Here is a 12,881-nt window from a genome sequence, read left to right as displayed (position 1 = left end):
GTTTCCATTGCCAAATCGCCTCGTTGACGACCACCGTCGCAGCCGGTGAGGCAGCCATTCGCATGTCTAATGTTGAGCTACAAAGTACACAAGGCCCGGATTCTACTCCTAGGGAACAGCATGGCACCAAAACGGGCCGCGATGCACCGCCGCAAAGCGGGGGCAAGCGTTGCATTGATCACACATTGCATCGCAACATATGTACAAAACAGCATATTTGCAGGCGTTACCTAAAAACTGTAACGATTTCCCGCCGGTACCCGGCATGACAGCCAGAGCAGCACCGCCGCCACGCCCAGCGAAACCCAATAGTCGGTTGGCGCGCCGGCCCACCAGTGGATGTGCCAGGGCACGAAACTCGGCGCGAAGCGCGCCAGCCCGAATGCCGGGTTCAGCACGAACCAGAGAAAATCCTCGCTGATCCAGAACAGCATGATGCAGGCGATCACGCGCGCCTCGGCGCGCCAGTTCCAGCGCCCGCCGAATACCAGCGGAAGATGGAAGAACAGCGCCACGCAAGGGAATACCCACGCGTGATAGCCCGTCATCGGGCGCCCGCCCCAGAAAATATCCAGCAGCCAGTGATGCTCGATGCGCCAGGTGGGCAGGTTGGCCGCCCAGCCCGCGGCGCCCTCGATCTGGATCTCCACGTTGGCGAAGAAATAGGCCAGCAGCAGGGTCCACGCCACGGTAAGCACCAGCACCATTGGATGCCGCGACGGATAGGACAGGCCAGCGGGCCGAGGCGAAGAGGACAGGTTCAGCGCGCGCATCTCAACGCTCCGCCGCCGCCAGCCCGCCGGGGCCGGCTGGCTGGCCGCGCTGAGCCAATTGCCCGAGCACCGTCTGCAGCACCCGGCGCGCCGCCGCCGGTTGCCCCAGTGCTCTAGCCCGCGCACGCATCTGGTCGAGCCGCGCCGGCTCCGCCAGCAAGAGGCGCACCCGGTATTCGAGCGATACCAGATCGACCGCCTTGAGCGCGGCGCCTTGCTCGAGCAAGTAATCGGCATTGCGCTCTTCCTGCCCGGGAATCGGCGCATTGACCACCATCGGCACGCCCATCGCCAGGCATTCGGACGTGGTCAGGCCGCCTGGCTTGGTGATGACGAGGTCGGAGCACGCCATCAGGCGCTCCACCTCGTTGGTAAATCCGAAGGGAAAGAGCCGTCCGGGATGCGCGGCGGCAAGAATCTTGAGCCGCGCGAGCGCCGCATCGTTGCGTCCGGCGAGCACGATCAGCTGGAAATCGTGGTCCAGCCGCATCAGCGCGCCGGCCACCTCGTCAAGGCCGCCGAGCCCTTCCCCGCCGCCCATCAGCATGATGGTGCGCCGTGCCGGATCGAGCCCGAAATGCCGCGCGCAGGCCTGGCGGTCCTGGGGGTGGGAAAACGCCGGCACCACCGGAATCCCGGTGGTATGGATGCGGCCAGCCTCGATCCGGTTGGCCCGCATGCGGAATGCGATTTCCTCGCTGGCGGCAAAGTACCCCGTCATATGGGGAATCACCCACATGCCGTGCAGGTCGAAGTCCGTCACCTGCACCCATACCGGCACCGCCAGCCGCTGCCGGCGCACCTCATGCATCAGGATCTCGGCGGGCAGGAAGTGCGTGCAGACGATGGCATCCGGGGCGAACTCGTCAATCGCACGGCGCAGCGCGCGCGTACTCAGCCGCTCGGCGGCGCGCCGCAGTTTTTGCATCGGCGCGGCCGGGTCGGCCTCGGAAGTGTGCTGGTAGAGCATGCCCCAGAGGGCCGGATAGCTGTTTACCAGCTTGATGTAGAAATCGGTGTAAAGCTTGCGAAACGTGGCCGGGACATATTCCATCACGTCGAGGTGAAGCGTCTGCACGCCGGGAAAATCGGCTTCAGCGGTAAGGCGCAGTGCTTCGGCGGCGCGCATGTGGCCGGCGCCGGCGGAAACACTGAGGAACAGGATCTTTTGCTGCTGCATGGGGATTGGGGGAGTTTGGGCTTCCGGGGTGATCCCGGAGATTCCGGGATGCTGGGGATATTGGGGGAGATTCGGGGCGGCGCTCACTTCATGACGAAGGACTTGACCAGCGTCAGTTCGCCGGGCTTGCGCATCGGCACGCGGAACACCTGCTGGCGTTCGTTGGGCGTGTTTTCGTCGGTGATCAGCGCCACTTGCGCCACGGTGATGGCCTCGGGGCCAGCACCGCTGCCGTAGTAGTTCACGTAGACCAGGTAGGTGCCTGGCGGTGGCGCGGCAATCGAATAGATCTCCGAGCCATAGCCGGTGGTGACGTCGACATCGAGCGCGCCGCCGTTGCTGGCCACGCGATTCGCATAAAAGGTGTGCTGGCCGTCGGGCGCCACCACATGCAGGTCCAGGTCGGTCTGATCGCTGTCCCAGGACAGCACCACGCGCAGGCGCGGACGGGTCTTGCCCTGGTAGCCGTCGTAGAACTGCACGCGCTTGCTGGCCCCCTGTGCGCTGCGGATCTCCACGCTGTTGCTGCCGCCCGAGAAGGCATAGGGCCGCGAGAAGCGGCCATCTTCCTCGACCCGCTGCGGCATCGCCACACCGTTGACCACCAGCGTCGCCACCGAGCCGCCGCCGCGCCGCCCGCGCCCGCCGGGTGCGGGGCTCGACGCCGCGCTTGCGGCATCCGCCTCGGGCTTGGGCGCCGCACGGATGCGTCCGGCAATCATGGCGCTGGCGGCCTGCCCGGCGCGCGTGGAAACCGCCACCGCCGGGTAGTGCACTTCCTGTGTATAGGCCGAAGCGTCACCGGCCGAGTTGCGCCAGCCGTTGCGCGGCGTGGTGAACTCGATGGCACCGTCGGCACGCGCGGCACCGGCCAGCAGCAGTGCCGGCAGGGTCAGGCTGATCAAGGCTAATTTCGGCAAGTGCTGCATATCCACGGTTTCTTCCTGTATTCTTTGCGGCTGCTCTCTTCTGGCCAGGCGTCAGTGACGGATCGATGTGTCGAATCAGAAACGCACCGACTTCATCAGCGCCAGCTCGCCCAGCTTTCGCAGCGGCACAACGAGCGTCTCACGCTTTTCATTGAGCGTGTTCTCGTTGTAGATCAGCGTGAGCTTTGCGGTGATCAGGTCGCGATCGTTCTTGCCTTTCTCGAAGTTGTAGCCGTCGGCGTTGAAATTGCCCCAGTAGTTCACATAGAACAACCACACGCCGGGACGCGGCGCCGCGCTCGAGAAGATCTCCGGCCCCGCGCCGTCCACGCTGTCCACGTCCAGTCCGCCGCCTTCCGGCAGCAAGGGGCTGGCAAAGAAGGCATGGCCACCGTCCGGCGAAATCACATGGAGGTCGACCTCGGCCTTGGGATCGTCCCAGGTCAGCACCGCGCGCAGCTTGGCCTGCGTCTTGGTGGCATCGGCCTCGTAGAACTGCAGGCGCTGGCGCGTGGCGCCGTCGGCGGACACGATCTCCACGCTGTTGGAGCCGCGGCCGAACGCCCACGGCCGCGCGAAGCGTCCCTGCTCGTCGGCATACAGCGGCATGGCGGTGCCGTTGACCACCAGCGTGGGCGGCTTGCGGCCCTCCTTGCCGGCCTTGCGCAGGCGCCCCTCGATCAGCGTGCGGTACTTCTGCGCGCCGCGGTCCACCGGCGGCTTGGGATAGGCGGCGGTATAGCGCTCGAGCTCGCTGGACAAGCCGCCGTGACGCCAGCCGCCCACCGGGCCGTCCAGCTCGGCAACCGGCTCGGCCGTGGCCACCAGCGGCGCCGCGGCACAGGCTACGGCCAGCATGGTGCGGCGCCAGTTGCGGGACAGCTTGCTGGATAGGTTGCGAGTGAGTGTCATGATGGGTTTTGCGTACGTACCAGCTTGCGCGCCATGGCTTCGACAAAGCCTTCGTCCTGCCCGCGCGGGTGGCGGGCGAATGCAAGATGGAGATATTCGTGGACCAGGGCAATGCGGTCGTCCTCGCTGGCCAGCCGGTGGATATAGAGCCGGTTGCGGCGCGCGTCGGCATAAGGGCGGCCTTCGCGCACTTCGCAAACGGCGGGCAGCGGCGGCGTTTCATACCCCGGCTCCGCCGCCAGCCGGCGCTCCCACTGCGGCGCGCGCTGCGCCAGCCACTGCCGCGCATTGGCCACCGCCAGGCAATCGCCGGCCACGGGGCTCTGGAATGAAGTGAGCGTGGCCTGGGGCCACCAGCGGGCCAGGATGGCATCGAAGGCCTGCCCCTGCCCGGCCGCGCGCCGGGCTTCCAGCCAGGCCATGCGCCCCTGGCCGCCCACGTCGTGGTGATAACGCACGGCAACGCCGGACAGCACCAGCGCATCGGTCACGTCGGCGGCACGCCGCGCCGTGGCGGTGGGCGCGCGCGGCAGCACGCGCTGGGTGCGGCTGCTGTCGGCAATATGAAAGCAGCCTTGCTCGCGCGTGGCTTGCTGGATCAGGTAGCTGCGCGCGGCCACCGCCAGGGCGCGGGCGGCCTCGGGCTCGGCGGTGTCGCCCTCGCGCTCGACCACGCGCGCCACGTAGTCATTGAGGCCAAAACGGCCTACTACGCGCAGCGCGGCGCCGGGCATGCGCAGCAGCGTCAGTTCGCCACGGCTTTCCACGCGCAGGCTGTTGCCATTGGCAAACTCGGCGCGGTAGGTGCCGTTGAGCGGGCCATCCGGCACGGCCTGGCGCCTTGCGCCGGCGCCGATCGTCACACCGGCAGCTTGCAGATCGCGCAGCGGATAGCGCTCGAACATGTCGACCAGCACGCAGGCGCCGTCATCGTGCACCGGCACGGCGACCAGCAGGGGCTGCAGGCGTGGGGCAGCGCGGCGCAGCACATTGGCGCTGGCGCCGGGGCCGCCCAGCCAGATGGGACTGCCATCGGCAAGCCAGCCGGCCGCGCCGCCGATGGATGCGCCCGGCCGCGCGGGGTCGGGCATGGTCCAGGTCTTGGCCCGCAGCAGGCTGCCATAGTTGGCCAGCGTGCCTTCGCCGCGGCCCACCGTCAACACCGAGACAAGGGTCGCGGCAGCGGCCTGTTGCGCGGCCGGGGGCACGGCATGCAGTCCGGCCAGCAGATCGGCAACCGCCACGGTGCGCGCGGGCTGCATCGCCTGCATGTCCTGCAGCCACGCGGGCGCGCCCGCTTCCTTCCAGAAACGGCGCCAGTCGGCTGCGGACAAGCCCAGCCGCCGTGGCTCGAAATAGCGTCCGCAGGATTGGATCAGCGCACGCTCGCGGTCGATGCTCTGGCCGGCGGTACAGCAGTAGACCTCCTCCGGGTCGCCGCCGCGGCAGGTGTAGTCGTCGGAAGGTTTGTCGCGGCCGGCCAGGTAGCTGTAGACGAACAGCTTCCACACGCTGCCCAACGGGGTCTGCAAGCTGGCAGGCAATGGCGTGGCAGCGGGGGCTGTGGCGTTGGCGTCGAGGCTGAACAACTGGGCGTTCGCGTCCGTTAGCCGGGCAAAACGCAGGGGCTCGGCGGGCGCTGGCGTGGCAGCCAGCAAGGGCGCAGCGCACGCCGCGCCCACGGCGGCCAGCACCGCGAGCCGCCGCCACCAGGCACGGCCTGCCGCCACGCGCACTGCCCCGTTCATGCCCGCCTCACTCCACCGTCAGCGGGAAGCCCGCCGTCTTGCCATCGCCTTGCTGGGCCTTTGCATCTGGCTGGTACATGCGGAAGTAGCGCACCGGGGGCAGGTTGAACTTGCCCGGCAGCGAGAAGCGCACCAACTGGCGAAGCACCACCGGGCGCTCCAGCGAGACTACCGGCTGGTGATACGAAAGCATGCCCATCTCGTACGTCACGGCGCGCTGGAACGGCTGCAGGCCGGTGACCTTGTTGTCCGGATCGGGCAAGCCCTCGATCCGCAGGCCCCAGGTCGTGCCCTCGACCTCGCCGCCGGGCGGCAACGGTGCTTCGACCAGGCCGTAGCGGTACGTGCCCTGGCGCGGGCTCAGCACGATCTCGTCGACGTAGAGCGTGTTGCTGTCGAACTTGTCGCCCGCTTTGACCGGCTTGGCCGAGAACGTCAGGCCGGCCGTACCCGCGGCCGCGGCTTCGGCTGGTTTGCCCTCCTTTGCTGCACCATCGCTGGTGGGCACCAGGCGATAGAGCTTGCGTTCGATGCCGATCGGCAGGCGCGCCGCTTCCTGGGCGCGGCTGCGGTACGACACCACCGCATTGGTGTTGAACGACTGCGACGCTGCGTCGATGTTCTGCGGTACGGTGAGCGCCAGGGTCTCGGGCAGCTGCGACCCGCTCCAACGCCATTCGGGCAGGCCGAGCGGGCTGCGCGCGGCCTTCCAGTTGCCCTGCGGCACGCGCAGTGCGGGGTCTCCCTCGCCGGCCAGGCCGCGGCCCAACCCGCCGCCAAGGGCCTTGTTGAGCCACACCAGCGTCACCGCCCGGTCGGTCGTGGGCGAGGCGGCGCCGGCGCGCGACAGCAGCGCCTGCACGTCGGAGGTGGCGGCACCCTTGCCCGCCATCAGCAGCAGGCTCTGCACCAGCGGCGACGGATCGCCCGCCAGTGTCTGGCGCGCAGCATCGGAGGCGCCGGCAAGGCCCTCCGGCATCGGCTGGCCGATCTGCTTGTAGAGCTGCGCGGCCAGCACGGTCGCCACGCGGCGGCCTCGCGGCGAATCCGGCGCGGCAAACACCAGGCTTTCGCCCACCGCCGCGCCAGGCGCGTCGGCACCGGAACGGGCCAGCTCGCCGGCCACGCCACCGAGCTGCGTGGCCACCGGCAGGCCCATCTCGTTGATGAACCACAGAGCGAGCGTACGGTGCAGCAGCGGCTCCTTCATGGCTTGCTTGTAGGCTTCCAGCGTGCGCTTCCAGTGATCGGGCGGCAGGCTGATGCCCACGGCGCGCGTTGCCAGCCAGTCGGCGTAATAGGCATACGCCGTCAGCAGCGCGCTATTGCCAACCGTATCGCCCCACCACCCAAACTGGCCATTGACCCCGGCCAGCAGCGCCAGGCGCTGGCGCTGGGTGCGCAGCAGCGCGTCGATGCCCTGGGTGCCGCCGCCCGTGTCCGCGCCGGTGGCCGCCAGGCTGCGCTGCGCCAGTGCCAGCGGAATCAGCCGGCTGGCGGTCTGCTCGGTGCAGCCATAGGGATAGGCCAGCAGGTCGTCCGCCACGCGGGCGAACTGGCTGGCGGCGCTATCGACAAAGCGCAGGCGCACGTCCTGCGCATCCGCCGGCAGCTTGAACGCCGCGTTGGCGCCGGCCAGCGGCAGTGTCAGCTCGCGCTGCGAGAGCCAGCCCGTGGGCTCGACCGTGAGCGTGCTCTGCAGGCGGTCCAGCGTCTTGCCTTGCAGCTTGATCTCGGCATTGACCACGCCGCCCTGCAAGGCGCCCTGCGCAACCGGCAGGCGCACGTAGTTGGCGCCACGCTTGAGCGTCACGCTCTGGTTGACGTTCAGGCCAGCGCCGATCACCACGAGGTCCGCGGCCACATCCTGCTCGCCCTGGTTGAAGGCCACCATGTCGATGCGCGGCACGTCCTCTGCGCGGTAGCGCTGCGGCCCGGTCCATTTGAGATACAGGCCCTTGTCGGACCGGATGCTGGCGGTGCGCTGCCCGACCATGCCGTCGCCCGACATCGCGCGTACCGTGATGCGCCAGCGGGTCAGGGAGTCGGGCATGGTGAAGCTCATGCGCGCGCGGCCGTCGGCGCCGGTACGCAGGTTGGCCTCCCACGCGGCAGTGTCTTTCTCATCCCTGCGCGGGCGCTCCAGCACCTTCACGCCACGTTCGTTATAGCGGCCGCGCTCAGGGCCACCGGCCCCGGGCTGGCCCGACACGGCGAGGTCGTAGCCGATGAAGTTCAGGCTGGATGTGGTGCGCACGCTGTTGCGGCGCGGATGGTAGAAGAAGTCGACGATGCTCGGGGCGATCTCCGGCTGCAGCACGTAGACCATCTCATCGACCACGCTGACGGTGAGATTGGCCGGCACGGCCTTGCCGTTGAAGGCGCTGGCAAGGTCCAGCGTGACGGTCTCGCCGGGGGCGTAGACAGCTTTGTCGCTCTTGACCGCGAGCTCGATGGTGGGCTGCACCACCGCGATGCCGGCGTTCTGGAACACGTAGTCGCCATCCTTCACGTACAGCACGGAGAACGTCATATTGGGGCTGAAATCGTTGCCCACCTTGATGCGCGCACGCCATTGCTTGTCGGCGACCTTCTCCAGCGAGAGCCAGTCGCCGCCCTTGGACAGCAGGCCGCGCCGCTCCACCCGGTCGCGTTCCAGTGTCAGCAAGGCGTCTTCCACGGCGAGCGGGAACGTCACCAGCGCTTCGGCCGTGTCGCCAATGCGGTAGCGGTCCCGGTCGAACACGATCTCGATATTGCCAGGCACGGTCTGCAGGCCCTCGCCCGCCACCCAGTGGCTGGCGGCGGCCAACAGGTTGCCGGCGCCGTCCTTGACGGACAGCGTGTACGAGCCAGGCTGGTCGAACTTGACCGGGAACGACACGGCGCCATTTGCAGCGGCACCAAGCGTGCCTTCGCTGCGGGTGCGCGATTCCAGCCGCACCAGCTCCCACTTGGCCGGGGCCTGCGCCGATGCCTGCCCGGCAGCGGCCAGCGCCCGCAATTGGAAGGTCACGCTCTGGCCCGGGTTGGTGAAGTTGGCCGGCGCCGTCAGCTTGTACGGCGTAGCGCCGCGCGCGATCAGCAGTTCGCGCGTGACCTTGACCCGATAGGCCGCACCGTCGTTGGCGAACACCGTCACCACGTAACGGCTCGGGTCCTTGGCGGCAGGCAGCACCAGCGCGGCATTGCCGCTGCCGTCAGTGGTCAGTTCCTGCTGCTCCAGCTTGACCGGGAACAGGCCGGCATATTGCAGCTCGCCCTCCACCATCGTCACCTGCTGCGCGCGCAGGCTGACGGACAGCTTGGCGTCCTTGACCGGCTTGCCGTCGGGATAGCGCAACTGGATCTTGCCCTTGACCGCCTCGCCGGTAGCGTAGTCGGCCTTGTCCAGCGCGAGATTCACGTCGAAATGCGGCTTGATGTACTCGGCCACGCGGAAGGCACCGCCGTAGGTGTTGCCGCCGTAGTCGAAGCGCAGCGTATAGCCGCCGGCCAGGGCATTGGCGGGCAGCGTGAAGCGCGCGTCGGCGCCGTTGTCAGCGGCCAGCGCGGTACCAAGGGTAGCCAGCGGCGCGCCGTTGGGATCCAGCACTTCCAGCTTGATATCCCCCGGTGCCGCGGGGCCGGACTCGGTGGCGTTGCGGAAATTGCGGCCGATGAACTTGACCCGGACTTCGTCGCCTGGGCGGTACAGCGGCCGGTCCGTGAAGGCGTACAACTTGGTGTTGTAGATCTCGCTGTCGTAGTAGAAATTCTCCGAGATAAACGCGCCGCCGGCCGGGTCCACGCCCAGCAGGTAGCTGCGCTCCGGGCTGGTGTGGGCCAGGTCCGCCGCACCGTCGGCGCCTGTGGTGGCACTTTGCAGCACGCCCAGGCCATCGGTCCAGGCGAGGCTCGCGCCGGCAACCGGGCGCCCGCTCTTGCGCTGCGCGGCCCAGACCAGCATGCCGCTGCCGGTGCTCTTGGTAATGGCCACGGTATCGGACACAAACAGCAAAGTATGGGCACGGTAAGCGCCGATGATGCCTTCCACGATGTACAGGCCCGGCTTGAGCTTGCCCAGCGGCACCATCACGTTGCCGGCATCGCGCGGCAGGAATTCGCTGCTGCTGCCTTCCAGCTTGACGTCCTTGGGCGGCGCGATTTCCTTGGCATCCCAGATCGGGTAGCGGAAGCGCTCGACCACGTCATAGCCCTTGAGGGGCTCGTATTGCGGATTGTTCTCGAAGCGGGTCGGCTGGGCAATCTGGTCGCCCATGCTGAACTGCGGCGCGTCCTCCACCGCCTTGCTGCGGGTCGCGAACGACAGCACGCGCTGCCATGCGCGGCGCGCCTGCTTGTACCAGCTATCCCACAGGTAGGACAAGGTATTGGCCAGCCCTTCGCCGCGGTAGTTCGCCTTGATGTCGAGCCGGTGCAGGTTCTTCTGCGCCTTCAGGAAGGCGATCGGATCGGCGACCCGGTACACGAGGATGTCGGCGCCGCCGTAGCGCTGCAGCTCGCTCTTGTATTCGCGGCCCGGGGCTTCCAGGCGCACCTGCGCCGTCTGGTCGCTGCCATAGCTGGCGTCCGAGAGCAGGAAGAACGGCTGGCCCTGGAAGGCGCTATAGCCGCTTGAGGGCACGGTGTCGAGCGTGACGCTAGGCCGCTCGGCGGCGCCAGCCACCTGGGCGCCTGCCAGCAGGGCAAGCGCCAGCAGCGTGCGGGAGATGGACGAACGCAGGGCGGAACTCAGGGCGAAACGCAGGGCGGAACGCAGAAGCGCGCTTGCGCGCGTCATGACGACAAGCATCGTCTTTACCTCGACAAAAAGGCGAAACGGAATACGCCGATGAAATTGGGATTGCCATCCTGCGGCTGCCAGCGCGAATCGTTCCATTGCATCAAGCGGGAAAGGGTGACAGCACGCAGGCCGTTATCGGTACGGGTCACGGTGCCGGTGTGATAGGCCAGGTATTGGCCCATCCAGATCATCAGGTGCTGTTCATCGCCCTGGTCGTAGAAAAGCAGGTCGCCGGGCTGGGCCAGGTTGACGTTCCTGGCGACAAAGCGGCTATTGCCCTGCACCAGGGCCAGGGCCGAGGCATAGGCCCCGGTGCTGCCGTCGGCGCGGGTCCAGCGCTGGCCAAGCGTGCGCTGGCTCGGGCTCAGGCTCAGCTCGGGCGGCAACTGGCGTGCCGAGGCGCCGCCTTGCATGCCGTTGGCGCGCAGCCAGCGCGCGTCATGCACCTTGAGCGCTTCGCCCACGGCAAAGCGCACCAGGCCCGCGCAATCGCGCTGGTACCAGCGTGGGGTCGGGCCCTGGCGCAACTGCTCGCCGACGATGCGCACGAACCAGGCGCGAAACGCCGCCGATTGGGTGGCATCGAGCGCATCCGCCTCGGGCGTGTCCGACGCCAGGCCGGACAAGGCCCAGGCGTGACGGCCACCGGCCAGGGGCAAGGCCAGCGCCAGCGCCGCCAGCATCGAGCGGCGGCCTCGGCTCACAGCGATCACTGCGTGGCCTCTTGCTGCGCCGGCGGAGCCGCGGCCGGCACGCCGCGCGGCGTGCCGGCCTGCTGCCAGGTCACCGGCACCCACGCACGCCCCGCAGGCAGGTTGTCCGGCAGGACCAGCGAGACCGCCGGGTATGCCGCAAGGGTCTTCAGCTTGGGGAACAAATGCGCGCGCGCCGCGTTCAGGAACAGGGCCTCCTGGTCCGCTGGCAGAGCCTTGGTGGCTTCGCGGCGCACCAGCGGCGCCAGCGTTGACGGGGTGAAGCTGAGCACGGTACGGGCCTGCTGGCCGCGCTGCATGGTGTCGGCCACCGCGGGGAAGCGCTTGCCCTGCACCGCCAGCGCGTCATCCACCAACGCGCCGTCAGGCGAGAACAGCACGGTGTTGCCGGCCAGTGCCAGCGTCACGGGGAAATACGCGCCCGCCGAAAGCTGGGCCGCGAACGGCGCCGCCTTGCCCTCGCGCGTGCCATAGGGCGAGCTGACCGCGCGCGACCAGAGCACCGCGCCGCCCGCGCCCTGGCGGTCCTGCACCGGCAGGCGCGCATAGGCGCCCTTTTCTGCGCCCTTCTGCGCGCCGGCGTTGGGTTCATAGGCGCCGATCACTTGCTCGAACAGGCTCGCCAGCACCGGACGCAGCGCGCCAGCGGCATCGGCCGACCTGACGCGGGCCATGAACAACGGCGCCACCAGCGCCGACTTGCTGTACCAGCACACGGCGGCCGGGCCTTCGAAGGCCTGGCCCACCTGCGTTGCCAACTCGTCCTTGCCACCGCTGACCTTCTGCAGCATCTTGCCGGCGGCCTGCCAGTCGACCGGCAGCGTGGCGCACGCTGCGGGGTCCGCCGGCAACGCTTTCCAGAGCTCGGCCGTGTTCCACTCGCCCGGCAGGCGCGCGCCATCGACCAGCACCGCGCTGTGCCACTCGGCATCGTCGGCGCCGGCAAAATCGAAGCGCAGCGCTTCGATGCCCGGGAAGAATGCCTGGTAGCCAAACGAGAGGTAATCCGCGCCCACCAGCACGCGGTGGCCCTTGGGCGGGCCCTTGACTGCGTCGAGCGCGAACGATTGCAGCGGGGTCTCGCGCGCGCCGGCATCGTCGGACAACCAGGCGGCCACCGCCTTGGCGCGGGCGCCAATGGGCTTGCCCTCGGCGTCCAGCAGCATGCCGGCTTCGGACAGGATCACGAGGCGATCGCCCTTGCCCGCGAGCAGCAGGCTGCGCGCCGGGCCGATCCGCAGCGCGTACAGCGGCGTGCCGTCGACTTCGCCGGCGCGGCTCAACTGGGTATCGGCCGGGGCGATGGTGCCAAGTGTCTGCAGCACCTTGGCCAATCCATTGCGCTCCATCGACAGCGCCCAGTAGCGCAGGGTGCCATCGGCGCCGCGCCACGCCATGAGCCGGCCCGGTTCGTCGAACACGCGCTTGAACAACGCATCGGCCCAGTCCAGGTCGTGCTCGAAGGCAATGCGGCGCAAAGCGCCAGAGGCCGACAGGCGGCCTTCGTTGTCTTCGTAGTAATTGACGAAATCTTCGGTGAGCACGTCGCGCAGCAGCGGCACGCGGAGCATATCGCGCGGCAGGCTGGACAGGCTTTCGCTGTCGACCAGCGCATCGGGGCGACTGAAATCGAGCTCAAGCTGGCGGGGCTGCCCCTTCCAGGCGCGTCCGAACGGGTGCCAGACCGCTTGGACGGCAACCCCAGCGGCAATCGCCAGTACGGCGGTGCCAAGCGCGATTTTCTTGCGCGAAATCTTGCGCGAAATCTTCATCAGTTCGCGCGGGAAACATCGGCCTTCAGGCCGGTGAGGGATAGCGCGCGACGCGAAGCGTCGCCCCT

General features: G+C 68.4%; 8 protein-coding genes. All 8 read right to left on the bottom strand.

What is annotated here, in order from left to right:
* Nucleotides 1-230: 230 nt before the first annotated feature.
* Nucleotides 231-707, bottom strand: a complete 477-nt coding sequence (locus ACGLHR_RS47455; protein ID WP_400102690.1) for a hypothetical protein — start codon at nucleotides 705-707, stop codon at nucleotides 231-233.
* Between the two features lie 67 nt (nucleotides 708-774).
* On the bottom strand, nucleotides 775-1,953 hold the full coding sequence (locus ACGLHR_RS47450; RefSeq protein WP_400102684.1) for a glycosyltransferase: 1,179 nt from the start codon (nucleotides 1,951-1,953) through the stop codon (nucleotides 775-777).
* A gap of 83 nt (nucleotides 1,954-2,036) precedes the next feature.
* Complete coding sequence (locus tag ACGLHR_RS47445; RefSeq protein WP_400102689.1) at nucleotides 2,037-2,882, bottom strand: YfaP family protein; 846 nt, start codon at nucleotides 2,880-2,882, stop codon at nucleotides 2,037-2,039.
* Nucleotides 2,883-2,957: 75 nt separating this feature from the next.
* Nucleotides 2,958-3,740 (bottom strand): YfaP family protein, encoded by a 783-nt coding sequence (locus ACGLHR_RS47440; protein WP_400102688.1) that lies wholly within the window; start codon nucleotides 3,738-3,740, stop codon nucleotides 2,958-2,960.
* Between the two features lie 50 nt (nucleotides 3,741-3,790).
* Entirely contained in the window at nucleotides 3,791-5,542 is a 1,752-nt protein-coding gene (locus ACGLHR_RS47435; protein ID WP_400102683.1) for a DUF2300 domain-containing protein, read from the bottom strand.
* Nucleotides 5,543-5,549: 7 nt separating this feature from the next.
* Nucleotides 5,550-10,325: an alpha-2-macroglobulin family protein gene (locus ACGLHR_RS47430; protein ID WP_400102687.1), complete on the bottom strand. Its 4,776-nt coding sequence runs from the start codon at nucleotides 10,323-10,325 to the stop codon at nucleotides 5,550-5,552.
* Between the two features lie 17 nt (nucleotides 10,326-10,342).
* Entirely contained in the window at nucleotides 10,343-11,011 is a 669-nt protein-coding gene (locus ACGLHR_RS47425; protein WP_400102686.1) for a DUF1175 domain-containing protein, read from the bottom strand.
* 26 nt (nucleotides 11,012-11,037) lie between these two features.
* Nucleotides 11,038-12,813 (bottom strand): DUF2138 domain-containing protein, encoded by a 1,776-nt coding sequence (locus tag ACGLHR_RS47420; RefSeq protein ID WP_400102685.1) that lies wholly within the window; start codon nucleotides 12,811-12,813, stop codon nucleotides 11,038-11,040.
* Nucleotides 12,814-12,881 lie beyond the last annotated feature (68 nt).

Origin of the sequence: Cupriavidus sp. CuC1 (assembly GCF_044627735.1) — a bacterium.
Classification (GTDB): domain Bacteria; phylum Pseudomonadota; class Gammaproteobacteria; order Burkholderiales; family Burkholderiaceae; genus Cupriavidus; species Cupriavidus ulmosensis.
This window is presented reverse-complemented; position numbering and strand designations above follow the sequence as displayed.